The organism is Hymenobacter sp. H14-R3 (assembly GCF_030063445.1).
GTDB lineage: Bacteria > Bacteroidota > Bacteroidia > Cytophagales > Hymenobacteraceae > Hymenobacter.
On record NZ_JASITD010000004.1, the window covers coordinates 83386 to 108960 of the forward strand.

Genomic DNA, 25575 nt, shown 5'->3' on the forward strand with positions numbered 1-25575 from the left:
ATCTAAGCCAATCTAACATTGCCCCAATGTGCCAGAAGGCCAGGAAAGAAACGACGGTTTTTTCGTAGCGTGTGGCTAAGCGCCGGTACTGCTTAAGGCGGCCGAAAAAGCGCTCGATTTTGTTGCGGTCCCGATAGGTTTCCGCGTCCATATCGAGGGGTTTCACCCGATTGGGGTGGCTGGGAATAACGGCTTCGATGTGGTGCTGGGCACAGTAAGCGCGGTTTTCATCGCTGTCATAGGCGGTATCGGCCACCACCTTGCCCGGTTGCAGGCCAGCCAGCAGGAGCTGGGTTTGCGGGCAGTCGCCGGCCTGTCCGCCGGTGGCAATCAGGCGCACGGCGTTGCCTAAAGCCTCGGTGCAGGCGTGAATCTTGGTGCCGATACCCCCGCGGCTGCGGCCAAGGCACTCGGTTTCGGGGTCACTTTTTTTTGGCCGGCCGAATGCTGGTGCGCCCGCACGACGGTCGAATCGAGCATGACCCATTCCAATTCCGGCGCTTGCAAGGCCAAAAAGGCGCGTTCCCACACACCTTTTTGGGCCAGCCGGCGGAAGCGGCGGCAGACCGAATTAGCCTTGCCGAAACGCTCGGGCAGGTCGGCCCAGGGGCAGCCGGTCCGCATTATCCAAATGATAGCGTTGAAAAACAGGCGGTTATCTTTGGCCGTTACGCCGCAATCGGTGGCTTTACCGGATAAGAGCGGGGATACGGCCTCCCATTGGCGGTCGGTTATTTCATGACGGCGCATATAATTTAATGCTTAACTTATTTGATATAACCTGAAGCTAGGCAAAGGTAATTGTCCTCACGCTCTAGCCGCCCCGCTGGCCCTGGCCGCCTGCCAAAGCCAGCCCACCCAACCCACCGGCCAGCCGGCCGCCGCTACTGCGCCGGCCCCGCCCGCCGACTCGGCCGGCACCAAGTACCTCTCGCAGCCGCTGCTGAGCACTATTTACACCGCCGACCCCTCGGCGCACGTCTTCAACGGCAAGCTTTACATCTATCCCTCGCACGACATTGAGGCGGGTATTCCGGAGAACGACAAGGGCGACCACTTCGCCATGCGCGACTACCACGTGCTGTCCATGGACAGCGTGGGCGGCAAGGTAACCGACCACGGCGTGGCCCTCGATGTGAAGGAGGTGCCCTGGGCCGGCCGCCAGCTGTGGGCTCCTGATGTGGCCTTCAAAAACGGCACCTACTACCTCTACTTCCCGGTAAAGGACAAGCAGGACGTGTTTCGCATGGGCGTGGCTACCAGCTCGTCGCCCACCGGCCCATTCAAGGCCGAGGCCACGCCCATCGCGGGCAGCTACAGCATCGACCCGGCCGTGTTTACCAACACCGATGGCAAGGCGTATATGTACCTGGGTGGCCTCTGGGGCGGGCAGCTTCAGCGCTGGGCCACTGGCACTTACAACGCCAATACCCCCGAGAAAAAGCCCGACGGCAACGAGCCCGCCATCAGCCCCCGCGTGGCCCTTATGAGCCCCGACATGAAGCACTTCGCCGGCCCGGTGCAGGAGCTCAAAATAGTGGATGAAGCTGGCAAGCCCCTGCTGGCCAGCGACACCAAACGACGCTTTTTTGAGGGCGGCTGGCTGCACAAGTACCAGGGCAAGTACTACTTCTCGTACTCGACCGGCGACACGCACTTGCTGGTGTACGCGGTGGGCGACTCGCCTACCGGCCCCTTCACCTATAAAGGCGTGGTAATGAGCCCCGTGCAGGGCTGGACCACCCACCATTCCATCGTCGAGTTCAAGGGCAAGTGGTACATCTTCTACCACGATACCCAGCTGAGCAATAAAACCTGGCTACGCAACGTGAAAATGACCGAGCTAAAGCGCAACCCCGACGGCAGCATCGTGACGATTAACCCGTAAATAGTTATTATCAGGCAAAAGCCTGCTTACGCCAGCACCTCGCCCGCCCGCGCAAAGCGCACGCCCTGCGCCAGCAGGTCGGCCTTGGCGGCGGCGATGCCTTCGGCCGAAATGCCGCGGGTGGCATCTTCCAGCACGGTCACTTCGAAGCCTTCGCCGCGGGCGTCCTTGGCGCTGAAATACACGCAGTAATCAGCGGCCAGGCCGGCCACAAATACCTGCTTGATGCCCCGCGCCCGCAGGTAGGCCGTGAGGCCGGTGGCGCGGCGGTGGCCGTTATCAAAAAAAGCGCTGTAGCTATCCAGCTCAGGGTCAGTACCTTTGCGAAAGATGGCTTCCACGCGGTCCAGGCTCAGGCCGGGGTGCAGGGCCGCGCCCGGCGAGCCCTGCACGCAGTGGTCGGGCCAGAGGCGCTGGGGCAGGCCCTGCCACGTAATCTCACTAAACAGCTCCTGCCCGGGGTGGGCGCTGGCAAAGCTGCGGTGCCCGGCCGGGTGCCAGTCCTGGGTAGCCACCACCAGGTCGAAATGTGGCTGCAACTCATTGATTGATTGTAGGATGGCATCGCCATCGGCCACAGCCAGTGCGCCGCCGGGTAAGAAATCGAGTTGAAAGTCGATGAGCAGGAGACAAGTCATAAAAGAAGTGCAGGGTAAGCTTTAGCTTGCCGCTGGTAGGTGAAAAAATGTGCGCTCAGCTTTAGCTTGCCGGGGTAATTGCCTTCGGGCGGCGTTACCGCGGCAAGCTAAAGCTTACCCTACACCGTTCAGCCCCAACACATTGGCCGAGTGCGCCCGCACGCTGGCCGTCAGGGCCGGGTTATCAGCCAAGTGCTGGCCAAACGACGGCACCAACCGCCGGAACGTAGCCTGCCACTCGGGCGTAGCCGCGTGCTCGGGGAAGCAGCGCTGCACCAAATCCAGCATGATGCTCACGGCCGTGCTTGCGCCCGGCGACGCGCCGAGCAGCGCCGCAATGGAACCATCGGCCGCCGTAACTACCTCGGTGCCAAACTCCAGCACGCCGCCCTGTTTCTTGTCTTTTTTGATGACCTGCACGCGCTGGCCGGCCATTTCCAGCTCCCAGTCCTGGGGCCGGGCCTCGGGGTAGTACTCGCGCAGGGCCGCAATGCGCTGCTCGGGCGTTTGCATCACCTGGCCGATGAGGTACTTGGTAAGCGGAATATTGCGCGCCCCGGCGTAGAGCAGCGGCCGGATGTTGCCCAGCTCAATCGAGCGGAACAGGTCGGTGTACGACCCGCTTTTCAAAAACTTGGTGCTGAAGCCGGCGTAGGGGCCAAACAGCAGCTCCTGGCGGCCGTCTATCTGGCGGGTGTCGAGGTGGGGCACCGACATGGGCGGCGAGCCCACGGCGGCCTTGCCGTACACCTTGGCGTTGTGCCGGGCAATCACCTCGGGCTGGGTGCACTTCAGCCACTGCCCGCTCACGGGGAAGCCGCCAAAGCCGTTGGCCTCCGGAATATCCGATTTTTCGAGCAGCGTGAGCGAGCCGCCGCCCGCCCCAATAAATACGAAGCGCGTGTACACCTTGCGGCTGTCGCCGGTGGCCCGGTCACGGATTTTTACGCGCCACAGGTTGCCTTCCTGGCGCTTCAGGTCCTCAATTTCCTGGCCTAGCTCGAAGGCCACGCCCGGCTGCTGGCGCAGCTGGGCGAAGAGTGCGCGGGTGAGCGCGCCGAAGTTGACGTCGGTGCCAATGGCCATGCGCGTGGCGGCCACCGGCTGGGCGGGGTCGCGGCCACTCATTACCAGCGGCATCCACTGCGCCAGCCGGGCGGGGTCGGTGCTAAACTCCATGCCCGCAAACAGCGGCGAGCCTAGCATGGTCTCGTAGCGCGTGCGCAGGTAGGCCACGTTGGCCGCGCCCCACACAAAGCTCATGTGCGGAATGCTGTGGATGAAGGACCCCGGCTCGGGCAAGTCGCCGGCCTCCACCAGGCTCGCCCACAGCTGCTTACTCAGCTCAAACTGCTCGGCAATCTTGTCGGCCTTCGAGATATCCACGCTGCCATCGGGCAGCTGGGGCGTGTAGTTGAGCTCGCAAAAGGCCGAGTGGCCGGTGCCGGCGTTGTTCCAGGCATCGGAGCTTTCGGCGGCTACCGCGTCGAGGCGCTCATACACGGCAATGGTCAGGCTGGGGTCAAGCTTTTTGAGTAGTACGCCCAGCGTGGCACTCATGATGCCCGCCCCAATGAGCACCACATCAGCGGTGAGTGGCTGCACCGGTGGAGTTTTCAAATTCATATGTAAAAAGAAGGGATTAGCGCTGCGGAAGGTAACTTTGTGAGCTTTACCTTACTATGGGCAAACATTGGCCAGCAGCAGAAGTAAAGCGGAACCAACAGAATTAACCAGTAGCGCCGGGGCGTAGAGAGAAGAGTTGAGTATGAATAGCGAGCCAGCGGGTTGTTACAGCATCGTTTACAGTAGTACGGTCATTGTCGATTTTACGGAGGAAAGCTTGCTGCGGCTATTGCGCCGCGCACGCGTATTTAATGCGCAGGCCGGCATCACGGGCGTGCTGATGTACGGCGGCGGCCGGTTTATGCAAGTGCTGGAGGGCTGCCCGGCGGCCGTGCGCTGCCTCTACGCCCGCATTGCCACCGACCCCCGCCACGGCCGCCTCGAAAAGCTGGCCGACGGCCTGGTAGCCCGTCGCGAATTTACGGAATGGCACATGAGCTTTGCGCCGCTGCCCGCCGGGTTTCCGCTGCCGGGCTACCTCACGCCGCCGCAGCTGGTGATAGCCAGCGCCGGCACCCTGGTGCAACCGCTACTGAGCGAGTTCATGGCGTCGTGCTTTGAGCAAGTGGCCGCCTAAGCCCCGCCGCGAAACGCGAAGCGTTGCCGCAGCTCCCAGGGCCCGCCCTTGTACGCCCACAGCGCCAGCCCCGTGCCCTGTGCCTCAAATGGTTGAAAGCCAGCCGTTAGCTCTTCGTACAAAGCGCGCGCTACGGCCGGGTCCACCTTGTTTTGCGCCGTAATGTGGGGGCGCAGGCCCTGCTGGTCCTGGGGCGATAGCCAGGCCTGCCACTGCCGCTGCAAGCCGCGGTGCAGGGCTGGCAGGTTGGGGTTGTCGAGGGTATACATTACGCCCCGGCCCATAAACTTGAGGCCCGTCACTTGCAAGGGCAGCGGGCCGGGCTGGGCGGCGGCCATTTTAGCAAGGTGCTGTGTGATAGCGCTTTCCTCTGCGCCCGGCAGGGCGTGAAACAGCGTGAGGTGGGCACTGAGGTAATTGATTTTGGGCGGAAAATAGCGGCGGCGCTGCTCGTCAAAAAACGCCTGGCTGGCCGCGTCGAGCGTCAGCGTCAGGATAAGGGGGGCATTGGTCATAGTGCGGGCTATACGCAAAACAGGCCCGGCCGGTGCGGTAACCAAAAGGAAGATAGGAAGAAAGATTTATTTTTTATCTACTTGTAAATCAACAAGTTAAATACATGGTGTAAATGTGCAAAAACGACCTAATCCGGGCCGGTTGGCGTTTACCAGGTAATGCAGACTGACTTATTTTTGCCCGTTCTCAATGCCCCCGCGCCGGCCCAGCCGCTGGCACCCGCCGCCGATGCTGCCCGCACTCACGGCGCAAAACTATGGCTGCCCAAGCGCGTGCTTTTTACGCCCGCCGCCCTCGACGAGCCCTACGGCCAGCAGATGCTGGCCCGCGCCACGGCCCTCAACCTCGACATTGAGCTGCTCAAAAGCAACCGCCTCACCGGCCTGCGCGGCGACGACGAGCGCGCCACCTACCGCACCGCCAAAACCACGCTGGCCGTGGTAAATGCGCCCGCCGGGGCGCTGCGCCTGCAACCCACGCCCCCCTCAGCCGACTACCAGCTCAACCTGGCCGAGGGCTGCCCCGCCCACTGCCAGTACTGCTACCTGGCTGGCAGCCTCAGCGGCCCGCCCGTGGTGCGCGCCTTCGCCAACCTGCCTAAGCTGCTGGAAAACACCCAGGTATACGAGCAAGCCGGCCGCTTCGTAAGCTTCGAGGCCAGCTGCTACACCGACGTTTTGGGCATCGAGCACCTCACCGGGGCGCTCGGCGAGGCCGTAAAATACTTTGCCGGCCGCGAAGGAGCCCGCCTGCGCTTCGTGAGCAAATATGACCACGTAGAAACCCTGCTGGGCCTGCCGCACCAGGGCCACACCCGCGCCCGCGCCTCGCTCAATGCCGAGCCACTGGCCCGGCAGCTGGAGGGCGGCACAGCCAGCATTGAGGCGCGCATTCAGGGGCTGCGGCGGCTGGCGCTGCCGGTGGCGCAGGGCGGCGGCGGCGGCTACCCGGTGGGCGTGCTGCTAGCCCCCATTATGCCCATGCCCGACTGGCAGCGGCACTACGGCGAGCTGTTCGACCGCTTGCAGGCGGCCTTCGACTTCGACTGCGACCTTACCGTGGAGTTCGTTACCCACCGCTTCACACCCGGCTCGAAGGAGGTGCTGCTGGGCTGGTACCCCAACACGTCGCTCGACCTCGACGAGAGCACCCGCGCCGTGAAGCGCAACAAGTTTGGCGGCCTCAAGTACGTGTATGACCAGCCCACCATGAAAGAGCTAAAAGCCTGGTTCTATGCCGAGTGGCAGCGCCGCTTCCCCCACGCGCCAGTGCAGTACTGGACGTAGCCAGTAGCTTCGCGCCGCATTAAAACGTATGTATAATGACAGTGGGCGAGTTTTGGAACGAGCAGGATTTTGCTTACCTGGTAACGTATTCTTTCAACCACGGGCCAAAGCTGTTGGCTCTAAAAGAAGCAGCGAAAGCACAATTTTAGTTAATCAGAAAGCAGTTATTAACCTCTTCTTCAACTCAGTTGCCAGTATTGAGAGAAAAGCTGCGTTTATTGGAAAGAACGTTTGACCTTGATCTACTGAATTTGACTCAAGAAAATGCTGCTTTCCATATTACTGCCTCGCCAGTCGCCAGAATTGAAAGAAATAGCGTAGCTGCCCAAGCGTTTGCCGCAATCATGCGCAAGCCAATGGTCAGCCCAATGCCTTTCATGTGCGGGCCAGTTTATAGAGATGCATTGGCCATTTATGATGCACAACATAACTTATTGAACGTCCTTAATATCTGCTTTGATTGTGACCGATTGGTAACGGCTACCGGGAAAGAAATTCAAGCTGATGCTGCTACTTATGAAGCGTTGTGTGACTTTCTGACGCGGCTCGGTCACCCAATCGGTACGCTGTAAATTGCCATGTCGCTTACTCAACAGCCACTTCGAAAATCGGGATAATCGTCGAAGCCCGGCGCGGCTAGGTCACCAACCCGGATAATATGATCGAGGCGCACTTCTTCGCCCGAGGTTAGCTGGGCATATTCCACGTGGTCGCGCACGAAGAAGGTTTTGAACACTACCGAACCCTGGCAAAGCTGCCGCAAGTCGTTGAAATACTGCAAGTAAACTTGCTGCTTGCGGGTGGCAATGGCTTCCAGCTCGTCGTAAAAGCCACAGGCAATGGGTTGATAATCAGTAGCCATGAGGGTAGTAAATAGTTGTGAGGTTGGGCTGATGTGCGGCGCTACCCGGCGAAACAATCGCCTTGGGTAGCCTATAATGGGCCCCGATGGCCCGGTTTTGTTTACGCTATTTGCCCACCGCTGGCCAGTTTTAGCGTGGTGTTGCGCCTGTTTAGGTCGGGTTGCCCATCTTTTACCCAACTGGTTTTGCTCCCGTTTACCAATTGGGACGTACCTTTAGAGCACAAAAGGCAAATCGCCACGTTTCAGTACCATTACGTAGCTCACACTACGTTAATAGATAGGTTCGCTGCTGCTTGCTTTATCACAACCCCATTTTTTCCCTAGCATTATGCAGACAGGAACCGTAAAATTCTTCAACGAAACCAAAGGCTTCGGCTTCATCAAAGTAGACAGCACCGGCGAGGACGTATTCGTTCACGTAACGGACCTCGTTAACGAGATTCGTGAAAACGACAAAGTGCAGTTTGAAATTGCCCAGGGCAAAAAAGGCCCGAACGCAGTTAAGGTGTCGCTCGTTTAGTTCGCCACTCCAGCTTAGAAAAGCGGCATCCCCCCTGGGATGCCGCTTTTTTTTTGGCCCTGTCGCGCGGGTAGCGAAAAAAAATAACCCGCTAAAAGGAGCCGGTAGCCAGTCGCGCCGCATCTTTGCGCCTTCCACTTGCCCTTTGCCATGACCATTCCCATTTATCAAGTCGATGCCTTTGCGCGCCGGCCCTTCACCGGCAACCCCGCCGCCGTGTGCCCCCTCGACGAGTGGCTGCCCGCCGAAACCATGCAGCTGATTGCAGCCGAAAACAACTTGGCCGAAACCGCTTTCTTCGTGCCTCTCAGCGGGGAAGAGGCTGATTTTCACCTGCGCTGGTTCACGCCCACCTTCGAGATTGACCTGTGCGGGCACGCCACGCTGGCCAGTGCCCACGTGCTGTGGAACGAGCGCGGCTATGCCAAAGACAAGGTTACGTTCCAGAGCAAAAGCGGCCTGCTGCACGTGCGCCGCGAAGCCGACGGCAAGCTGGTGCTGGACTTTCCGAGCCGCCCGCCCCAGCCGCTGGCTCCCAGTGAGCACCCGGCGGTGCTTATGCGCTCGCTAGGGCCCGGGGCAGCTACGCCGCTGGCCGTGCTGGCCTCCCGCGATTTGGTGGTTGAGTTTGCCCACGCCGACGAGGTGCTGGCCCTGAAGCCCGATTTCGTGGCGCTCATCGACCTGGGCTACCTCGGCCTCATTACCACCGCGCCGGGCAGCGGCGACGTCGATTTTGTGTCGCGCTTTTTTGCGCCCGAGGTGGGCGTGCCCGAAGACCCGGTTACTGGCTCAGCGCATAGCACGCTCATCCCGTTCTGGGCCGCGAAGCTGGGCAAAACCGAGCTGTTTGCCCGCCAGGAATCGGCGCGGGGCGGCGAGCTGTGGTGCCGCCTACGCGATGGCCGCGTGGATATTGGCGGCTACGCCGTCACGTTTTTGCGCGGCGACGTGCAGCTGTAGCTAAGCCGAATGAACATCAAAAAAACACCCGGCGCAACGCGTCGGGCGTTTTTTAGCCTGTGCAGGGGCGTGGGCCTTGGTTAGCCGGCGCCCATATCCCTTCTACAACAGGTTATACACCTGGCTGAAGTACGAGCTGAGCGTGAAGGAAGTGGCGCTGCCGTTGGAGGCCCACGAAGGGTTTACCATGTTCATGCCGCCGCCGTCGCCGTTCCAGCACCAGCCCAGCACGGTCCAGCCCTTGCCTTTGGCGTGGTTGACCACATCTTGCCAATAAACGGGGCCGGCCGGCGTATTGCCAAACTCGCCGATGATGCAGGGCCGCCCAGCCGAGGCCAGGTCGTCGAGGTCGGCGTTTTGCAGGCTGTGGTTCTTGCCCTGGTTGTAGCCGTTGGGGTACACGTGCACCGACAAGATGATGTTGGTATCGTTGATTTTGGTGCCGCTGGTGCCCTTTACAGCGGCGGCCGCCGTGGCCGTTTCCTGGCCATAGCCGGCGCAGTCGATGATAATGGGCCCGCCATACACCTGCCGCACCGAGCTGATGGCCGTGTTGTAGGCTGCCGCGTAGGCATTGGCCGAGATGTTGTGGCTGCCCCACTCGTTCATCAGGTTGATGGTGAAGCCGCCGCCGAGCGTGTTGTAGTTGGCTTTCCACCAGTTGCCGGCCGCCGTTAGTTCGGCCGTGTTGTCGGAGCCCAGCACCGACGACTTGTGGTAGGTGGCAATTACGGCGTAGCCATTGGCCTTGGCCTGCGAAATCCAGCTTTTGGCCTGCGTCACGTAGCCGGGCTCAATCTCGATGCGCACCGTTTTGATTTTGGTTTGCTGCTTCATTAGCGCCCAGCCGAAGTTGGGGTTGCCCCCGTTGTAGTACGACGGCTGCAAATTGACGCCGTTGCCGAGGTTCGCCGTGAGGTCGGCCGTGGTGGGGGCGGCGGCCTGGGGGGCCGGGGCTACCTCGTGGGAGGCGCAGCCACCGAGCAGGGCACTGGCCCCTAGGAGCAGGCCGGCCAGGCGGGCCGGGCGGGGAGTGGAGGAAAAGGTGGGAAAAAGACCCATGTGAAAAAGGAAAAAAGGGTGGGAAAAGAGAAACTTTGCGGCTGCAAGGTATAATCTACCAAAACTCCTTATGTAATAGGCTTTTACCATTTAATAACCTGTAAAAACAGGCGCGCCAAAGGGCAGCGCCGGGCCTGGTGCGCCCTGGGCTGTTTAGGACAATTCTACTTCTTTATCCGCGGGCGATAAGCCCGCTGCTAGTAGCTTGCAACTTCGTTTCCACAAGCCTTGCTCTGCCTCTACCAGCTATGACGACTACTGCTACCAATCGCCTCGCCTGTATTATCGTCGATGATAATGAAATTAACCGGCTGACGCTGGAACACCTCGTGGACCTCACGCCCGAGCTGGAGCTGGTGGCGTCGCTGCCGGGTGGCCTCGAAGCCCTGAATTTTTTTCGCAATGGCGGGCAGTGCGGCCTGGTTTTGCTCGACGTAGAAATGCCCACCATCACGGGCCTGGAGCTAACCAAACTGCTGCCCAAGCCCGCCCCCGCCATTGTGCTGGTAACCACGCACCGCGATTTTGCCGTGGCGGCCTTTGAGCTGCAAGTAGTTGACTACCTGGTAAAGCCAGTGGAGTTTGTTCGCTTCAGCCAGGCGATAGCGAAGGTGCTGGCCCTGCGTCCGCCCGCCCCAGTAACCCCGCCCCCCGCCCCCAAGGCGGTCGAAGCGGCCAACGACTTATTCGTGAAAGTCGGGACCAAAACTATCAAAGTCAACTTCGCCGAAGTGCTCTATATCGAGGCCTTATCTACCTACTCGGTGCTGGTAACGGCTACCCAAAAGCATATTGTGTACCTCACCCTCAAGGCGCTGAGCGAGCGGCTGCCCTTTGCCCATTTTGTGCGGGTGCACCGTTCCTACATCGTTAATGTGCGCCGCATCGAGGCCATTGAGGACAACATGATTAAGCTCGGCACCCACGAGGTGCCGGTTGGCAAGTCTTACCAGGAAGAGTTTATCCGCCACCTGAGAAATTTGTAAGTGGTTGGCAATGGGTAGTGGAACGTCATGCTGAACGCAGTAAAGCAGCTCGCGGGCAGCAGTAAAATTAATTCCTGCAACGATGCGAACGAGATACTTCACCGCGTTCAGCATGACGTCTCTTTATTCCATTACACATTACCCACTGCTAAGCCGGTAGTTCGCGGGGGAGTTCGGTGAGCACACGCTGCACCTGGGCGGCGAGCTGAGCGGCGGCGGTGGGTAGGCGTGAGTAGTCGGCCACGGCAGCGGTTTCGAGCTGCCGCACGGCATCGGCCACGTAGTGCACGCCTACCGATTCGAGGCTGGGCTTGATGTGATGGGTGATTTTGGCGGCCTCGTCCCAATTGCCGGCGGCGGCGGCGGCGCGCAGCTGGTTCAGGCTTTCGGGGATGTTGCGCAAAAACGAGTCAATTATTTTCAGCACAAATTCCTCGCGGCCCCGCGCCAGCGCCCGCAGGCGGGTGAGGTCGTAGGCGGCCGCGGTGGCCGGGTCGGGCAGCAGTTGCACCAGGGTTTGGTACACTTGCTCTTCCTCGAAGGGCTTGGCCAGGCAGGCGTTCATGCCGGCGGCCAGGTAGCGGTCGCGGTCGGCCCGAAATGCATTGGCCGTGAGGGCGATAATGGGTAGGTTGGCCCGGGCGGGGTCGGGCAGCGCCCGAATGGCCGTCGTGGCATCGAGGCCATTGAGGCCGGGCAGCTGAATGTCCATCAGCACCACATCGTAGGGCAGGGCCGCGTCGCGCACCCGGTGCACGCCGGCCAGGCCATCCTCGGCTTCGTCCACCACCGCGCCCCAGCCCTCAAACAGCAGGCGGGCCACGGTGCGGTTTATTTCATTGTCCTCTACCACCAGCAGCCGGCGGCCGTGCAGGGCCCCGGTATCGTAGGCGTCGGTGGGGTGCCCGGCACCCAGCGGCGCATCTGCTTTGGGCAAGGTGAGGGTGAAGCCGAAGGTGCTGCCCACGCCCAACTCGCTGCTGATGGTGAGCTGCCCACCCAGCTGCTCTACCAGCGCCCGCGAAATGCTTAGGCCCAGGCCCGTGCCGCCAAAGCGCCGGGTGGTGTCAGAGTAGGCCTGGGTGAAGCCCTCAAAAATCATCTCCTGCTTGTCGGGGGTAATGCCGATGCCGGTATCTTCTACCGTGAAGCGCACGGTGAGGTCGGTAGCCGTTTCGGCCAGCTGCTCGCCAATAACGATGATGCGTCCGCCCGGCTCGGTAAATTTTATCGCATTGGCTACCAGGTTAATAAGAATCTGATTGAGGCGGTGCGGGTCGCCCAGCACCCAGGGGTAGGCGCAGGTGGTGCGCAGCGGCGTGCCGGCAAAGTGCAGGCCTTTTTCCTGCGCCTGGGTGGCTAACGGCCGAATAGCCTCGCCCATCGAGTCGCAGAGGTTGAAGAGCACAGCCTCCATCTCCAACTTGCCCGAGGTAATCTTGGCCATGTCGAGCACGTCGTTGATGACGTGCAGCAGGTGTTGCCCCGCGTGCCGGATGGTGCGCACAAAGTCCTGCTGGCGGGCGTTGAGCGTGGTTTTGCCCAGCTGGCTGGCCATGCCCAGCACCCCATTGAGGGGCGTGCGAATTTCGTGGCTCACGTTGGCCAGAAAGTTTTCGCGGGCCAGCACGGCGGCCTCGGCGGCGGTTTTGGCCCGGCGCAGCTCCTGCTCGGCCTGAATGCGCTCGGTAATATCCTGGCCGTACCCAATAACGTAGGGCGGCTGGCCAGCTTCGCGCACCAAGTGGTTGTCGTAGAGCAAGTAGCGCGGACCGTTGGGGATATCAATGGCCAATACCCCGCGCTGATTATCGGTGGTGTCGAACTGTTGCAAGTACTTCTGCACCCTGGCTTGGTGCGCGGGGGGCACCAGCTCGTGCAGCTGGCAGCCGGGCTCCAAGGGGAAAGCGCGTTGCAATAGACTGGTAGCCATGGGGTTGGCCGTGAGTACGTTGCCCTGCAAGTCGTGGGTGCAGATGAGCGCCTGCGAGTGCGTCATCAGGTCGCGGTACTGCTTTTCGCGCTCGGCCAGGGCTTGGCCAGCCAGCTTTTTATCGGTAATGTCGGTGCTTACGCCTAGTACCTGGCGGGTGCCATCGGGCCGCAGCAGCGGGCGCTTGATGGTGTAGAGGTAGCGCGTTTCGCCCGAGTTCAGGGTTATTTGTTGCTCGTAGCCCATCTGCTCGCCGCTGGCCATTACCTGCGCGTGCGTGGCGCGGTACGAGTCTACTTCGGCGGCCTGGCCCGTGGTGGGTTCGGGGCTACGGGCTCCGTGCAAGTGGGTGGCCTGGCTGCTGAGTTCGGCGGCCACCCGGTTTTGAAAGATAAGCTCGCCCTCCGTATCGCGCACAAAGATGGAGCTGGGAATGGTATCCAGAATATTGTTAATAAATATCTGTTGCTCAGCTAGTTCTTGCTCGGCCTTGACGCGAGCCGTAGTTTCGGCCAGGTAGAGGGTAATACTACCCTCGGGGGGGGAGATGGCCGCCTTTTGCAGCAAAAAATACCGTTTACCCACGCGTATTTCGGCGGCGTGGTCGTGGGTGAGCACCGCCGCCCGCAGCTGCTGGCGCACCCACACCTGCTCGGCCCGGCTCAGGCCCTGGCGCAGAGCCAGGGCGGCGGGGTTGGCATACAGCTGCCGGCCCGTGCTGTCGAGGCGCACGATGGGATTGGGGTTTTGCTCCGACAAGCTGGCTAGCGCCTGAATTTCGGCCAGAAGCAAGGGCGTAAGCTCGGCGGCTGGGGCGGGTTGGGAAGGCATAAGGGCGAGGAAGCGACAGGGCTGGCGAAGCGAATAGCAGCGAAAATAACGTAGGCAACCGGAAAAACGGGGTGCCTGGCCGCCGGCCTCCTGAGCCAACCGAGCTTGGCTCACGCAGTAAAGGCTTTCTGACCGCTAAAAAAAGGTCTCAGGACTTACGAAAAGAACTGTTTTTTAGCCCCGGCGGCGGTCGTACCCGGTAGGGCGATAGGTCACTGGTAACTACCTGTGCGAGAAGCAACAAAGCCCCGGCGGGGTAGCACGCGTCCCGCGCAGTATGCAAGTGTCTCCCCTACGGGGCTTTGGTTCTGCTTTCCAGAGCCTTGTTGTTGATGTATTACCCCGCCGGGGCTAAAAAAGGGTCTTCTGCGTAAGCAGTAGGTCTTTGAAACTAGTAAACTCAGCTATCACAAGTAATTAGTGGCTTGGTACAGTGAGCACTAGCTGACCCAAACAACCGGGCAGTGCTACCCGGCTGCTGCCTGGCCCCACGTGCTCGGCTTGCAGGCGTATGCGTGGCGTGCACGCATGGGCGGCAAAGCGGACATAAAAAAACCTCTCCCAAGTACTGAGAAGAGGTTTTGAAAAGGAAATTCTGGACCCGGTAATTATTGGCCCAAGGTGATGTGCAGCACATCGGTCGAAGGAGCGGCAACCTCTACTCGGCTGCTGCCCACCCCAAAATACTCAACCCGCAGCGACACGGGCCCGCCCGCAGGTACGGGCAGCGCAAAGGCTCCGTTGGCATCGGTAATAACAAGCTGGCGCGGCGCACCGGCGGGGTACACGCTGGCCCCGGGGCAGGGCTGGCCGTTGGCATTGAGCACAATACCCTTCAGCTTTATCACGTGCGGAGCGGTGGGGGCGGCATCTGGCTGCTCGGTAGCCACCGCTACGAGGGTGGTAGCTGGGCTGGCGGGCTGGGCAGCCGGCGTTTTTTTAGCGGCCGAGGTGGCAGCCGGTGCTTTAATTACCGTGTCAAGCACCTGGTGGGTGCGGTGGGGCGCGGCCGGGCGCTTGCTGATGGGGTCATTGCCAGCCAGCGCGGGCCCAGCCAGTGCCAAAGTGGAAACAACAGCGGCGAAAAGGCGAGTAGCGAAGGATAGCATAGGAGAGCGAGGTGGCCGGCGGCTGAAGAGGGTTTGGATATTAGTGGGAATTAGTATCCTTTAACAAAGCTACCTGGGCGAAATGTTTTGACAAGGCTCCGCTATCCGAATGAGCCGCTTTTGTGGCTCAATTGGTATTTTCAAGCGATTAAATTTACCTGGTTCTCAGCTCGGCGGCTATTTGGCGCGGCCGGGCTTGCGCGCTACGGTGGTGGTAGCCAGGGTACGGGCGGGGTTATCCTCCAGAAATTTGCCCCAGCTTTTAGCACCGGCTTTCACGTTGTTGCCCTGCTGGTAGTGGTGGCACAGGGCCACGGCCAGCGCATCGGTGGCGTCCAAAAACTTGGGGGCCTCCTCAATGGGCGGCAGCTCCAGGGTTTGGCGCAACATGCGGGCTACCTGCTCTTTATCGGCCGCGCCCGAGCCGGTTACGGCCTGCTTTACCTTGGTAGGGGCGTACTCCACAAACGGAATATCGCGCGACAAAGCGGCGGCAATGGCCACGCCCTGCGCCCGGCCCAGCTTGAGCATACTCTGCACATTTACGCCGTAGAAGGGGGCCTCAATGGCCAGCTCATCGGGCAGAAACTCGTCGATGAGCTCCAGCATACGGGTGAAAATCCGCTTTAGCTTTACGGCGTGATTCGTCCCGAGCGCCTTCATATTAATAACGTCGTATTGCAGTACCTTCACGTGCTGCCCGCGCACCTCGATGATGGCGTAGCCCATAATCTGGGTGCCGGGGTCGACGCCCATAATGACCTTCTCGGCCGGGGGCAGCCGTTGAATGGGGGCGGGGGGCAAATTGCGGGAAACGGCCATGTTGGTCAAAGTTACGCCCCGCCGCCCCCCGGCCCACCCCGCCGTGGCCCGCGCTGGGTACTGCTGGCCAAGGTGGGCATTACGCTGCTCACGCTGGGGCTGCTGTACCACTCGGTATTTGCCGCGCCCGACACGGCCGCGGCCTGGCGGCAGCTGGTGGCCGCCACGCTCAGCGGCGCGGGCCGGGGGCCAGTGCTGGCTGCCCTGGCCCTGGTGCCCCTCAACTGGGGCCTGGAGGCTTGGAAGTGGCAGCTGCTGGCCCGCCACCTCGAGCCCGGCCACTCGTTTGGGCGCAGCCTGCGGGCGGTGCTGCTGGGCCTCACGCTGGGCTTTGCCACGCCCAACCGGGTGGGCGACTACGCCGCCCGCATTCTGGAATTACACAGTCGGCGGCGGCTCGACGCGGTGGGGGCGGTGTTTCTGGGCCGCTACGCGCAGCTGGTGGCTACGGTGCTGGCGGGTGGGGCGGGGCTGCTGTATTTTCTGGTGAAATTTTACCTGGGTGGCTACCCGGCGGCGCAGGCGGGCGTGGTGGTAGCGGCCGGGCTGGCGAGCGCGGCGGTGCTGCTGCCGCTCTACCGCTCGCGCCTGCTGCTGGCGGCGCTGGCGCTGGTGCGGCCACTGCGGCGCTTCCGGCGCTACCTGGCCATAATGCCTACCTACCGCGCTGCCGAGCTGCACGTGGTGCTGGGCATTTCGGGGCTACGCTACGCCGTGTTTTGCAGCCAGTTTTTGCTGCTGCTGTATGCCTATGGGGTGCGTACTCCGCTGGGGCCGGCTACGGCGGCGGTGGCGGGCACGTTCCTGTTTAAGTCGCTGGTGCCCTCGCTCAATGCCCTGGCCGATGTGGGGGTGCGCGAGCTGTCGGCCACGCATTTGTTTGGGCTGCTGGGCCAGCCGGCGCTGCCCGTGCTGAGCGCCAGCCTGAGTTTGTGGGTCATTAATATCGCGCTGCCCAGCGCGCTGGGGCTGCTGCTGCTGCCTGGCTTGCGGGTGCTGCGCGAGCGCCGGGCCCGATGATGGCGCTGCTGGGAGCGCTCCTGCTGCTGGGGCCGGCAGGGTATGCGGCGGCGTGGGTTTGGCTGGCAGCCCCACCCCTGCGGGGGAGGGGAGCCACGGCGGCGCAGTCACTCACTAGTGCCAGCGTCAGGCTCCCCTCCCCCGCAGGGGTGGGGCCGGGGATGGGGCTGGACGCGGGCGTGGGGCTACCCTTTTTCTCCGTGCTCATCGCCGCCCGCGACGAAGCTGCCGCACTGCCGCAGCTGCTGCAAGCCCTTGCAAATCAGGGGCTAGCCCCGCAGCTGTTTGAAGTGCTCGTGGCCGACGACCACTCCACCGATGGCACGGCCGCGCTGCTGGCGGCCGCTGCCTCCACCGTGTCCTTTGCCCTGCGGCGCATTGCGCTGCCGCCCGGCACCACCGGCAAAAAAGCCGCCCTGGCCGCCGCCGAGGCGCAGGCCCGCGCCCCCTGGGTGGTGTGCACCGATGCCGACTGCCGCCCCGGCCCCGGCTGGCTGCAGGCCTATGCGGCGCTCCTTCACGCAGTTGCGCCCGCGCCCCTTCACTTCATCAGTGGGCCGGTGCGGCTCACGCCGGGCGGGGCGTGGTTTGATGGGCTGCTGGGGCTGGAGTTTGCCGGGCTGGTGGGGGTGGGGGCGGGGTGTATCGCCCGGGGCCGGCCCACCATGTGCAACGGTGCCAACCTGGCCTACCGCCGCGCCACGTTTCACGAAGTAGGCGGCTACCTTGATAACCAAGGAATTGCCAGCGGCGACGACGAGTTTTTGCTGCATAAAATCCATCGGCGCTACCCGGCCGGCGTGCGGTTTCTGGCCGCGGCCGCGGCCGTGGTCGATACGCCCGCGCCGGGCACGTTGCGGGCGCTGCTGCGGCAGCGGGTGCGCTGGGCCAGCAAGTACCCGCACTACCGCACGGCCGCCCCGCGCCAGCTGGCGCTGCTGGTAGTGGGGGCCAATGTGAGCCTGGCGCTGGGCCTGGCGCTGGCGGTAAGCTGGCCGGCGCTGGGGCCGTGGGTGGCCGCCGGCTGGGCGCTCAAGCTGGGGGCCGATGGCTGGCTGCTGTGGCCCATGCTAGGCTTGTTGCGGCGGCGGCGCTGGCTGGGGTGGCTGCTGCCCTTGCAGCTGCTGTACGCGCCCTACGCGCTGGCCGTGGGCCTGGCCGCGCGGCGCGGCAGCTACGCCTGGAAGGGCCGGCAGGTGCGGTAGCTTACCCACCCCGGTATTAGATGAATATTTTCTGAAATAGTCAGTTTTTCAGTAAGCAAAAGCTGAACGGTAAGGTTGTAGTAAAGGACTTGTTCTTTCACCTAACACTGTTGCCGTTATGCGCACTAACCCAGCTGGCTTGGCCATTGCCTTTAGCATGGGATTAATTGTTTTGTTGATAGGTTTTCTGGCGCTGAGCGCGGGCGGGTTGATAAGCCTCGCGCCAGCGGAGGAGCAGCTAGCGAATATGCCGGCCGACAGCCTGGGCCAGCGCCCGCAGGCAATGCCCGTATCTGCCTACGTGCCAGCCTCAGCTGAGGAAGCGGATGCTATAAAAACTGGTGACCCGCTCTTCAGGGCTAACTGTGCTCAGTGCCACGCGGTGCACGATAAAGTGATTGGCCCGGCGCTGGCTGGCATTGGCAAGCGGCGCCCTATTTCCTGGATTACGCGCTGGGTCCGCAATTCGGCCAAAGTCATTGCCAGCGGCGACGAGTACGCCGTGAAGCTATACGACGACAATGGTAAGCAGCAAATGCCTTCTTTCCCGAGCCTTACGGATAAGGAAATAGCCGGTATTATGGCTTGGGTCGCTTCGGAAGAAGGAAACAATGCCCAGCCCCGAGCTACCGGCGCCGTAGTCGTTAACTAACCCGCGCTACTGCACCAGCACCAGCGCCGTGCTGCCTGGCACCGCCAGGCCGCTTGCGCCAACGCTCAGTGTTTCCAACCCGCTTTGCTTAAGGTCGAGGCCGCGCAGCACTACCCGGTAGCTGCCGGCCGGCACGGGCACCGTGGCGGCCTGGCGCTGGCCGTTGAACAGCACGGTAATCGTCTGCCAGGCGTCGCCGCCCGCGTGGTTGGTGAGCTGGTAGCCGATGGTGCCGGCTGGCACGTTGGGTAAAAATATAAGATGCTGTGCAATAAGCTCTTGTGTGGGGAGGCGAAAAGCCGGGTGCGCCCGGCGCAGGGCCAGCAGCTGGCGGTAGAACGTGGCCACGGCCGGGTACGTTGCCTTACGGCCCCAATCAAGCTGGTTGATGCTGTCGGGCAGGTTGTAGGAGTTGGACGCGCCTTTTTTGGTGCGTAAAAAGTCGTCGCCGATGGGTAGGAAGGGCACGCCCTGCGACGTGAAGACGATGGTGTTGCAGAGGGCATCCATGCGGATTAATTCCTCCTCGCTGGCCGTGGGGTTGGCAATGCGCAGCTTGTCCCAGAGGGTGCGGTCGTCGTGGCAGGCCACGTAGTTGAGGGCCTGGCCGGGCTGGCTGGCCCAGGGCGCTTTGCTGTAGTTAACCTTTTGGTAATCAAGCTGCGGGTGCCGGGTCGCGGCCACAATGCCGAACTTCACGCTCTCCTCCAAACCCGGCTGGCCGCCCACGAAGCCCGGCTCCGCCTGGTGCGCATAGTGGCCCTTTACCCCGTCGCGCAGCTCATCGCCGAAGGCGGCAATGCGGCTGAGGCGGGGCAGATTGGCCTTCACGGCGCGCAGGGCTTCGGGCAGGGGGCTGGGGCCGGCCGCCCAGCCCTCGCCATACATAAAAATGCGGTGGTTTTGCTGGTCGAGGGCCACGCGCACGGCCCGCATGGTTTCAATATCGAGCACACCCATGAGGTCGAAGCGAAAGCCATCGACGTGGTAGGCGCGGGCCCAGTGGTTGGTGGCGTCCACGATGAGCTTGCGCACCATGGGCCGCTCGGAGGCGATTTCGTTGCCGCAGGCCGTGGCGTTGGCGAGCGTGCCATCGGCATTGTGCCGGAAATAATAGCCCGGCACCAGCTGCTCAAACGCGCTCGTGCCGGCATCGGCCACGTGGTTGAACACTACATCGACCACCACGGCCAGCCCGCGCTGGTGCAGTACCTGCACCAACTGCCGAAACTCGCGGATGCGCCCGGCCGGGTCCGTGGCACTGGTGGCATACGAGCCCTCGGGCACGAAGTAGTTGAGCGGGTCGTAGCCCCAGCTATAGCGCGTCGAAGCAGGGGGCAGGCTTTCGTCGATGGCCGCAAAGTCGTTGACGGGTAGCAGGTGCACGTGCGTAATGCCCAGCTCCTGCAGGTGTTGCAAGCCGGTGCTCACGCCCTGCGGCCCGGCGGTGCCAGCCTCGGCCAGACCCAAGTACTGGCCCTTGTGCACGATACCCGATTGCGGGTCGCTGGAAAGGTCGCGCACGCTCACCTCGCCCACCACAATATCGGTGGGGTGGAGGGGGCGCGGGCGGCGGTCGTCGGCCCAGTCGGGCGGGGCGGCGGTGGCCGGGTCGAGCCAGGCGCCGCGGTGGCCGTTCACGCCCACGGCGCGGGCGTAGGGCTCGGCTACCTCGGCCAGCGTGCGCCCTTTTATAGTGGCCTGCACGGTGTAGAAGCCGGTGGTGCCGGCCGGTAAGCTTATTGCCCAAGTGCCACTGGTGCTGCGGCTTAGCTCATGGGTAGCGGTGGCCGCGCCGCCTGTGCCGGCTGCGTAGAGGCGCAGGCGCAGGGCCTCGGCGGTGGGGGCCCACACGCGCAGGGTGCCCTGGCCGGTGCGCGCGTCAAACGTGAGGCCCAGGTCCGGGCCTTGGTAAAACGGGTATTGGCCGAGCGGGTAGCGGGCGGCATCGGGGTAGGGCGCCTGGGCCAGCGCGGTGGCGGGAAGGGAAAGCACGAGGAGCAGGCGAAGCAAACGGCGAATCATGCGGGCAAAGTAAGGCCCGCCCGGGGCCCGCGCCGCCACTGGGCGAAAACGGCCCGTTGGTCTGGAAAGCCCCGCCCCCGGCCGAACAAACTGCTGTTTCGACTAAACCCTTGGCAACCTTCGCCGTCGAAACGAGCATCCTCCCGTTGGTTACCATTCCCTTTTGCCATGACCACCGTGCCCTCATCTGCCCGCCTCTGCCCCGAGGCCGATTTTCCGGAGCTGCGCTACCGCGCCGACCTGCAGCTGGTGGTGGCGCGCTGGCGCCGGCCCGTGTCGGCGGCCGAGCTGCGGCAGGGCTACCGCGCCACCCTGCGGCTGGCCCGCGAAGTAGGCTGCCCGTTCTGGCAGGTTGATTTGCGCAGCCGCAACGCCCCCGACGCCGCCGACCAGCAGTGGCTCGCCACCGAGTTTCTGGTGCGGGCGGCGCAGCGCCTGGCGGGGCCAGTGTGCCTGGGCTATTTGCTTAGCCCTAAGCTACTTGCGCAAATAGGTGGCCCCGCAGCGGGCAGCAACCAAGTGGCATTTTTTGCGGAGGAAGGCCCACTCAGGGCGTGGCTCACGCAGTGCCAGGGAGCGCGTGCTATGGCGTAAAAGCCTCTCCATTTGTCATGGCAAGCGCTTTTGCGTAAGCCTCAGTAGTAAGGGCTTTACCCCGCTGCCGGCAGCGTAAACGTGAAGCAACTGCCCGCGCCGGGCTGGCTCTCGACCCACAGCTGCCCGCCCTGCGCCGTAATAAATTCCCGCGAAATACTCAGGCCCAGCCCCGAGCTGCCGCGCGCCTGCCCGGCCGGCCCCACCACCCCACCGAAGCGCTGAAAAATGCGTTGGTGGTGCTCTTTGGCAATGCCGGGCCCCTCGTCTTCCACGCTCAGCTGCACCATTTCGCCCCAGGGCACCGCCCGAATGGTGAGCGCCGCGCCGTGCGGCGAATAACGTATCGCATTGGCTAGCAAGTTGATAAGTACCCAGGTGGTTTTCTCCACGTCGGCCAGGGCGCGGGGCAGGGGCTCGGCCAGCAGCACGGCCAGGCGTAGGTTTTTGTCGGTGAGCTGGGCGCGCACAATGTCGGTGGCGTAGCGCACCACCTCGGGCAGCGGCACGGGGGCCAGGTTGAGGCGAATTTCCTTGCCCGCGTCGAGCCGCGACACCTCAATGAGCTGGCCCACCATGCCCAGCAGCCGCTGCGTTTCGGAGCGGATGCCGCCCGCTATCTCCTGCCGCCGCGCCGCGTCGAGGCGCTCGTCCTGCATCAGCATCAGGCTTAGGTTGATACTGGCCAGCGGCGTTTTTAACTCGTGCGAAATAGTGGCCAGGAACTCCGACTTCACCTGGTCGAGGTTTTTGAAGGCCGACACGTCGCGCAGGCAAAAGACGTGGCCCGCGGGCACGGCCTTTTTTAGCTCCTCGCTCAGCTCCGTCACTTCGCTCACCGTGAGTTGATAATGCAGATTTTCGCCGTGCGGCCGCACCTTAAATACGGGGCCGGCGGGCCGGCCGGCCTCGGGTGCATTAGGGGCGGGCGGGCCGGCCGCGGGCGCGTCGAGCGCGCGCAGCCACTCGCACAGCATCTCGTTCTGGCTGGCCACGGCCGCGGCGGGCTGGTCGAGCAGCTCCCGGGCGGGCTGGCCCAGCAACAGGCAGGCTACGGGGTTGGCCAGCACGATAACGCCGTGCTGGTCAATAAGTAGCAGGCCCTCGTCGAGGCCACGCACCAGGCTGTCGGTGCGGTTGCGCTGGGTGATGAGCTCGGCCAGGGTGGCGCGGCGCTCGTCCTCGGCTTGGCGCAGCACCCGGTTCACGGCTGCCGCCACCGAGCCCACCTCGTTGTTGCGCGTCACGGCCACGCGCGTAACGGGGCCGGGCGCGGCCACGCGCTCCACGTCGGCGGTGAGGCGCGTGAGCGGGCGCACCACCAGGCGGGGCAGGCGCACCATTAATATTATTCCCAATAAAGTACTGATAATCAGAAACAACCACACAGCTTGCTGCGCCGCCAGCGCGTTGGCCTGCTGCACGCCGGGCGTTTCCAGCTCCAGCTGGTGAATGGTGAAAATAACGTAGCTGCCCAAGCTCAGCAGCAGCCCCAGCATAATAAAAACCCCCAGGCGAATTTGTATTTTTAACGACATAGTGCAAAGCAAAAGCTGCCGAAAGCTGGGCAAAGTTGAACAAAGCTGGCCCGAGGTTACGCTGCGCTAAACCCGCGTTGCTGCTACGCAACACGCAGATATTCAGTAATTTAATCTTCTAGTCCGTATTCTTGCAGCTTGCGGTAGAGCGTCGTCAGGCCAATGCCCAGGCGCTTGGCTACTTCCGGCTTGTTGCCCGCTAAGTCGCTCATTAGCCGCCTGATATGGCGAGCCTCCAGCGCCCGCAGGCTCTCGTCATCGGGGGCCAGCGTGGGCCGCGCGCCGCTTTGAAATTCTTCGGGCAGGTAATCGGGGGCCAGCAATTCGCCGGCCGGAGCCAGGATGGCGGCGCGCTCCAGCACGTTTTTTAGCTCGCGCACATTGCCGGGCCAGGCATAGGCTTGCAGCCGGGCCAGCGTATCGGGCTCGAAGCCGGGCAGGCGCCTGGCCAGCCGGGCGGCAAAGTGCTGCAAGAAAAATGCGGCCAGCAGCGGCACATCGGTAGCCCGCTCTTGCAGCGAGGGCACCAGGATGGTAAATACCGAGAGCCGGTAGTACAAGTCGAGCCGGAAGCGCCCTTCGGCCGCCTCCTGCTTAAGGTTGCGGTTGGTGGCGGCAACCAGGCGCACATTCACACTAGTGGGCTTCGTGTCGCCGAGCTTGGTAAACTGCTGCATCTCCAGTACCCGCAGAAATTTGGCCTGCACATTAAGCTCCAACTCGCCGATTTCATCCAGAAATAACGTGCCGCCATTCGCTTCTTCCAGCAGGCCCTTCTTATCGGTGAGCGCCCCGGTGAAGGCCCCTTTCTTGTAGCCAAACAGCTCGCTTTCCAGCAAATCCTTGGGAAAGGCGCTGCAATTGACGGCCACAAACGGCTTGGTTTTGCGGCCCCCCGCCTCGTGCAATGCCTGCGCAAACAGCTCCTTGCCCGCGCCGGTGGGGCCTTCGAGCAGCACGGTGCTGTCGGTGGGTGCTACCTGCCGGGCCAGGTGCTGGGCGCGGCGCAGCGCCGGCGATTCGCCAATCATGCTCTCGAAGCTATGGCGCTGGCCCACGCGCTTTTCCAGCTCGTGCACGCGGCGCTGGAGGCGCGCTTTTTCGGCGGCCCGCTCCACCACCACCACCAATTGCTGCTCAAAATCGCCCTTGGTGAGGTAGTCAAATGCCCCCAGCTTCATGGCCTTCACCCCGTCGGGGATGGTGCCAAAGGCGGTGAGCAGCACCACCTCGGCCAGCGGCGCGGCGGCCCGGTAGCGGGGCAGCAGGTCCACGCCGTGGCCGTCGGGCAGCTTCACGTCGCTGAGTACTACCAGCACCTCGGCGGCGTGCTCGGTTAGCAGCGCCAGGCCCCGGTAGGCGTCGGGGGCTTGCAACACCACGTAGCCTTCCAGCTCCAATACTTGCGCCAGGAGCTGGCGCAGGCGCGCTTCGTCGTCGATGAGGAGCAGGGTTCCGGTGGGCATAGGGAGCGGTTATGGTAACAACTGGGCAAAGAACGGCAGGCGCGAAGGTCTATGCTGGGCCACTACTGCCCGCTTCCTGGCCCGCCACCCGCGCCAGCAACTCCGCTACCTGCTGCTCCAGCGTAGCCACGCGCTCATCGAGCCGGGCCGGGGTGCGCAGGTGCAACGTGAATACACCCTTCACCTCCCATATTTCCAGTGCCTGCGTTAGCTCCAACTCCTGGGGGCTGTAGTCGGTATTGTCGGCGCGGAGTTGCAGGCGCTGGCCATCGGCTAGCTTGCCAGCCACGCGGCGCACCAGAATTTTGCCCGGCGTCACAAATACATAGATGCTGCCTATCAAGATGTTAGGCTGGGCCGGGTTGACGCGGCTGCACAGCACGGTGTCTTTGTGGTGCAGGCCTTGCTGCTTAGGTAGTTGCATTTCGGCCCCCCGGATTTCGAAGGCCCGCGTGGGGCCGCTGAGCTGGTGCGGTAGCTTCAGCCACGGCAGGCCGTCGAGGTAGGCAGGGTCGTGGTGCTGCACAATGTATTCGAGGCTGCGGCTGCCGGGCACGTAGGGTGTGGTGCCGGCCAACCGGGCCGCGGCTGGCGGCGCGCTTAGTGCCGCGGCGGTGGGCGCGTTCTCCCGAAAAATATCGAAGTTATACAGCTCATTTACCGTTAGCTCTTTCGTAAGTAGCAAGTCGACTGACAAGCCAAAATACTGAGCAATCTGAATGAGCGTTTCCATTTTAGGTTCCGAGCGGCCTTCTTCGTAAGCCCCCACGCTGGGCCGCGCCAGCCCAAATAACTCGGCGAAAGAGGCCTGGCTCAGCTTTTTAACGGTGCGCAGCTTACGAATATTCTTTCCTACGAACGACATGTTAAAAAATAATTTGTGCTCATAAAAAGAGCATATCAGAAATTTTGTGTACTATTGTAGCGTAAAGCTAGCACCGGTATTATAACGAGGGCCGGCCGGCCGCTAGTTTTTTGAGCAAGCCGCTACCCGTTGGCTTGTCGAGGTATAGAGCACTACATTTAGCCCCGTGCTTATGACCCATGACTACTTCCTGAAAATCAACGCCTACCTGCTGGAACTGGGCTTTGACATCCGCCACGCCGACGAGCAGGCGCACCTGCTGGTGGTTGATAAGCCCGAGCTGGGCATTCGCAACCTGGTTATTGGCTGCGGCGACCCGCTGCTGATACTGGAGCAATACCTGCTGGAGCTGCCCGCGCCCTCCCTCGACATCTACCGGCAGCTACTGCAAAAGAACCGCGACATCATCCACGGAGCCTTTGCCCTGGACGATACCGGCCGCCGGCTCATCTTCCGCGATACGCTCCAAATCGACTCGCTCACCCTGCCCGAGCTGGAGGCGTGCATCAACTCCCTGGGCCTGCTGCTCAGCGAGTTTGCCGACGAATTGATTCAGTTTTCTAAACCCCTCACCGCCTAATTTTTCGC

24 protein-coding genes and 1 pseudogene are annotated in these 25575 nt (G+C 62.5%); 12 read left to right on the forward strand and 13 right to left on the reverse strand.

The window, feature by feature from the left end:
• Position 1: 1 nt before the first annotated feature.
• A pseudogene (locus QMK33_RS05390) lies at positions 2 to 723 on the reverse strand (IS5 family transposase); the annotation flags it as partial.
• Between the two features lie 103 nt (positions 724 to 826).
• On the opposite strand from QMK33_RS05390, the gene QMK33_RS05400 reads away from it, so the two are divergent.
• The gene (locus QMK33_RS05400; RefSeq protein ID WP_502867049.1) at positions 827 to 1888 is read left to right on the forward strand and encodes a glycoside hydrolase family 43 protein; all 1062 of its coding nucleotides are present in this window, start codon (positions 827 to 829) and stop codon (positions 1886 to 1888) included.
• A 26-nt stretch (positions 1889 to 1914) separates the two neighbouring features.
• On the opposite strand, the gene pncA is transcribed toward QMK33_RS05400, so the two are convergent.
• Both pncA and QMK33_RS05410 read right to left on the reverse strand, forming a co-directional pair.
• The gene (gene pncA / locus QMK33_RS05405) at positions 1915 to 2526 is read right to left on the reverse strand and encodes a bifunctional nicotinamidase/pyrazinamidase (protein ID WP_283563539.1); all 612 of its coding nucleotides are present in this window, start codon (positions 2524 to 2526) and stop codon (positions 1915 to 1917) included.
• Between the two features lie 114 nt (positions 2527 to 2640).
• Positions 2641 to 4152 (reverse strand): malate:quinone oxidoreductase, encoded by a 1512-nt coding sequence (locus QMK33_RS05410; RefSeq protein ID WP_283563540.1) that lies wholly within the window; start codon positions 4150 to 4152, stop codon positions 2641 to 2643.
• A gap of 142 nt (positions 4153 to 4294) precedes the next feature.
• Here QMK33_RS05410 and QMK33_RS05415 point away from each other — a divergent pair, with 142 nt between their 5' ends.
• Positions 4295 to 4729: a BLUF domain-containing protein gene (locus QMK33_RS05415; protein ID WP_283563541.1), complete on the forward strand. Its 435-nt coding sequence runs from the start codon at positions 4295 to 4297 to the stop codon at positions 4727 to 4729.
• Here the strand turns inward: QMK33_RS05415 and QMK33_RS05420 are convergent.
• Entirely contained in the window at positions 4726 to 5244 is a 519-nt protein-coding gene (locus tag QMK33_RS05420) for a 2'-5' RNA ligase family protein (protein WP_283563542.1), read from the reverse strand. The genes QMK33_RS05415 and QMK33_RS05420 overlap by 4 nt on opposite strands.
• A gap of 177 nt (positions 5245 to 5421) precedes the next feature.
• Here QMK33_RS05420 and QMK33_RS05425 point away from each other — a divergent pair, with 177 nt between their 5' ends.
• Both QMK33_RS05425 and QMK33_RS05430 read left to right on the forward strand, forming a co-directional pair.
• A complete protein-coding gene (locus QMK33_RS05425) occupies positions 5422 to 6531 on the forward strand; it encodes a spore photoproduct lyase family protein (protein WP_283563543.1) in 1110 nt (369 codons plus the stop codon).
• Positions 6532 to 6728: 197 nt separating this feature from the next.
• On the forward strand, positions 6729 to 7103 hold the full coding sequence (locus tag QMK33_RS05430) for a hypothetical protein (protein WP_283563544.1): 375 nt from the start codon (positions 6729 to 6731) through the stop codon (positions 7101 to 7103).
• 17 nt (positions 7104 to 7120) lie between these two features.
• On the opposite strand, the gene QMK33_RS05435 is transcribed toward QMK33_RS05430, so the two are convergent.
• Positions 7121 to 7393, reverse strand: coding sequence for a hypothetical protein (locus QMK33_RS05435; RefSeq protein WP_283563545.1), 273 nt, complete (start codon positions 7391 to 7393; stop codon positions 7121 to 7123).
• Positions 7394 to 7724: 331 nt separating this feature from the next.
• Here QMK33_RS05435 and QMK33_RS05440 point away from each other — a divergent pair, with 331 nt between their 5' ends.
• Both QMK33_RS05440 and QMK33_RS05445 read left to right on the forward strand, forming a co-directional pair.
• Positions 7725 to 7916, forward strand: coding sequence for a cold-shock protein (locus QMK33_RS05440; protein ID WP_151087837.1), 192 nt, complete (start codon positions 7725 to 7727; stop codon positions 7914 to 7916).
• Between the two features lie 150 nt (positions 7917 to 8066).
• A complete protein-coding gene (locus tag QMK33_RS05445; protein ID WP_283563546.1) occupies positions 8067 to 8879 on the forward strand; it encodes a PhzF family phenazine biosynthesis protein in 813 nt (270 codons plus the stop codon).
• Between the two features lie 102 nt (positions 8880 to 8981).
• On the opposite strand, the gene QMK33_RS05450 is transcribed toward QMK33_RS05445, so the two are convergent.
• Positions 8982 to 9941: a glycoside hydrolase family 5 protein gene (locus QMK33_RS05450; RefSeq protein ID WP_283563547.1), complete on the reverse strand. Its 960-nt coding sequence runs from the start codon at positions 9939 to 9941 to the stop codon at positions 8982 to 8984.
• 248 nt (positions 9942 to 10189) lie between these two features.
• Between QMK33_RS05450 and QMK33_RS05455 the strand changes: the two genes are divergently transcribed.
• A complete protein-coding gene (locus QMK33_RS05455; protein ID WP_283563548.1) occupies positions 10190 to 10927 on the forward strand; it encodes a LytR/AlgR family response regulator transcription factor in 738 nt (245 codons plus the stop codon).
• 148 nt (positions 10928 to 11075) lie between these two features.
• Here the strand turns inward: QMK33_RS05455 and QMK33_RS05460 are convergent, their stop codons facing one another.
• From QMK33_RS05460 to ruvC, 3 genes are all read right to left on the reverse strand, one after another.
• A complete protein-coding gene (locus QMK33_RS05460) occupies positions 11076 to 13691 on the reverse strand; it encodes an ATP-binding protein (protein ID WP_283563549.1) in 2616 nt (871 codons plus the stop codon).
• 608 nt (positions 13692 to 14299) lie between these two features.
• Entirely contained in the window at positions 14300 to 14755 is a 456-nt protein-coding gene (locus tag QMK33_RS05465) for a carboxypeptidase-like regulatory domain-containing protein (protein WP_283563550.1), read from the reverse strand.
• Positions 14756 to 14977: 222 nt separating this feature from the next.
• The gene (gene ruvC, locus QMK33_RS05470) at positions 14978 to 15622 is read right to left on the reverse strand and encodes a crossover junction endodeoxyribonuclease RuvC (RefSeq protein WP_283563551.1); all 645 of its coding nucleotides are present in this window, start codon (positions 15620 to 15622) and stop codon (positions 14978 to 14980) included.
• Positions 15623 to 15694: 72 nt separating this feature from the next.
• On the opposite strand from ruvC, the gene QMK33_RS05475 reads away from it, so the two are divergent.
• The 3 genes from QMK33_RS05475 to QMK33_RS05485 all read left to right on the forward strand — a co-directional run bounded on the left by QMK33_RS05475 (position 15695) and on the right by QMK33_RS05485 (position 18499).
• On the forward strand, positions 15695 to 16642 hold the full coding sequence (locus tag QMK33_RS05475; RefSeq protein ID WP_283563552.1) for a lysylphosphatidylglycerol synthase transmembrane domain-containing protein: 948 nt from the start codon (positions 15695 to 15697) through the stop codon (positions 16640 to 16642).
• A gap of 200 nt (positions 16643 to 16842) precedes the next feature.
• Positions 16843 to 17847 (forward strand): glycosyltransferase, encoded by a 1005-nt coding sequence (locus QMK33_RS05480; protein WP_283563553.1) that lies wholly within the window; start codon positions 16843 to 16845, stop codon positions 17845 to 17847.
• A 157-nt stretch (positions 17848 to 18004) separates the two neighbouring features.
• Positions 18005 to 18499: a c-type cytochrome gene (locus QMK33_RS05485; protein ID WP_283563554.1), complete on the forward strand. Its 495-nt coding sequence runs from the start codon at positions 18005 to 18007 to the stop codon at positions 18497 to 18499.
• A gap of 6 nt (positions 18500 to 18505) precedes the next feature.
• On the opposite strand, the gene pulA is transcribed toward QMK33_RS05485, so the two are convergent.
• A complete protein-coding gene (gene pulA / locus QMK33_RS05490) occupies positions 18506 to 20494 on the reverse strand; it encodes a type I pullulanase (RefSeq protein ID WP_283563555.1) in 1989 nt (662 codons plus the stop codon).
• A 198-nt stretch (positions 20495 to 20692) separates the two neighbouring features.
• Here pulA and QMK33_RS05495 point away from each other — a divergent pair, with 198 nt between their 5' ends.
• The gene (locus tag QMK33_RS05495) at positions 20693 to 21118 is read left to right on the forward strand and encodes a hypothetical protein (RefSeq protein WP_283563556.1); all 426 of its coding nucleotides are present in this window, start codon (positions 20693 to 20695) and stop codon (positions 21116 to 21118) included.
• 56 nt (positions 21119 to 21174) lie between these two features.
• On the opposite strand, the gene QMK33_RS05500 is transcribed toward QMK33_RS05495, so the two are convergent.
• From QMK33_RS05500 to QMK33_RS05510, 3 genes are all read right to left on the reverse strand, one after another.
• The gene (locus QMK33_RS05500; protein WP_283563557.1) at positions 21175 to 22656 is read right to left on the reverse strand and encodes a sensor histidine kinase; all 1482 of its coding nucleotides are present in this window, start codon (positions 22654 to 22656) and stop codon (positions 21175 to 21177) included.
• A gap of 110 nt (positions 22657 to 22766) precedes the next feature.
• Positions 22767 to 24122 carry a sigma-54-dependent transcriptional regulator gene (locus tag QMK33_RS05505; protein WP_283563558.1) on the reverse strand — a complete coding sequence of 452 codons (1356 nt, stop codon included), beginning with the start codon at positions 24120 to 24122 and terminating at the stop codon, positions 22767 to 22769.
• A 49-nt stretch (positions 24123 to 24171) separates the two neighbouring features.
• Positions 24172 to 24987: an XRE family transcriptional regulator gene (locus QMK33_RS05510; protein WP_283563559.1), complete on the reverse strand. Its 816-nt coding sequence runs from the start codon at positions 24985 to 24987 to the stop codon at positions 24172 to 24174.
• Between the two features lie 172 nt (positions 24988 to 25159).
• Between QMK33_RS05510 and QMK33_RS05515 the strand changes: the two genes are divergently transcribed.
• Positions 25160 to 25567: a YbjN domain-containing protein gene (locus QMK33_RS05515; protein WP_283563560.1), complete on the forward strand. Its 408-nt coding sequence runs from the start codon at positions 25160 to 25162 to the stop codon at positions 25565 to 25567.
• Positions 25568 to 25575: the final 8 nt, after the last annotated feature.

Coding starts and splice junctions, on each gene's coding strand:
- QMK33_RS05495 (WP_283563556.1), top strand. CDS start 20,693: ATGACCACCGTGCCCTCATCTGCCCGCCTCTGCCCCGAGGCCGATTTT.
- QMK33_RS05450 (WP_283563547.1), bottom strand. CDS start 9,941: ATGGGTCTTTTTCCCACCTTTTCCTCCACTCCCCGCCCGGCCCGCCTG.
- QMK33_RS05410 (WP_283563540.1), bottom strand. CDS start 4,152: ATGAATTTGAAAACTCCACCGGTGCAGCCACTCACCGCTGATGTGGTG.
- QMK33_RS05455 (WP_283563548.1), top strand. CDS start 10,190: ATGACGACTACTGCTACCAATCGCCTCGCCTGTATTATCGTCGATGAT.
- ruvC (WP_283563551.1), bottom strand. CDS start 15,622: ATGGCCGTTTCCCGCAATTTGCCCCCCGCCCCCATTCAACGGCTGCCC.
- QMK33_RS05505 (WP_283563558.1), bottom strand. CDS start 24,122: ATGCCCACCGGAACCCTGCTCCTCATCGACGACGAAGCGCGCCTGCGC.
- QMK33_RS05440 (WP_151087837.1), top strand. CDS start 7,725: ATGCAGACAGGAACCGTAAAATTCTTCAACGAAACCAAAGGCTTCGGC.
- QMK33_RS05500 (WP_283563557.1), bottom strand. CDS start 22,656: ATGTCGTTAAAAATACAAATTCGCCTGGGGGTTTTTATTATGCTGGGG.
- QMK33_RS05445 (WP_283563546.1), top strand. CDS start 8,067: ATGACCATTCCCATTTATCAAGTCGATGCCTTTGCGCGCCGGCCCTTC.
- pncA (WP_283563539.1), bottom strand. CDS start 2,526: ATGACTTGTCTCCTGCTCATCGACTTTCAACTCGATTTCTTACCCGGC.
- QMK33_RS05515 (WP_283563560.1), top strand. CDS start 25,160: ATGACCCATGACTACTTCCTGAAAATCAACGCCTACCTGCTGGAACTG.
- QMK33_RS05460 (WP_283563549.1), bottom strand. CDS start 13,691: ATGCCTTCCCAACCCGCCCCAGCCGCCGAGCTTACGCCCTTGCTTCTG.
- QMK33_RS05415 (WP_283563541.1), top strand. CDS start 4,295: ATGAATAGCGAGCCAGCGGGTTGTTACAGCATCGTTTACAGTAGTACG.
- QMK33_RS05510 (WP_283563559.1), bottom strand. CDS start 24,987: ATGTCGTTCGTAGGAAAGAATATTCGTAAGCTGCGCACCGTTAAAAAG.
- QMK33_RS05435 (WP_283563545.1), bottom strand. CDS start 7,393: ATGGCTACTGATTATCAACCCATTGCCTGTGGCTTTTACGACGAGCTG.
- QMK33_RS05420 (WP_283563542.1), bottom strand. CDS start 5,244: ATGACCAATGCCCCCCTTATCCTGACGCTGACGCTCGACGCGGCCAGC.
- QMK33_RS05485 (WP_283563554.1), top strand. CDS start 18,005: ATGGGATTAATTGTTTTGTTGATAGGTTTTCTGGCGCTGAGCGCGGGC.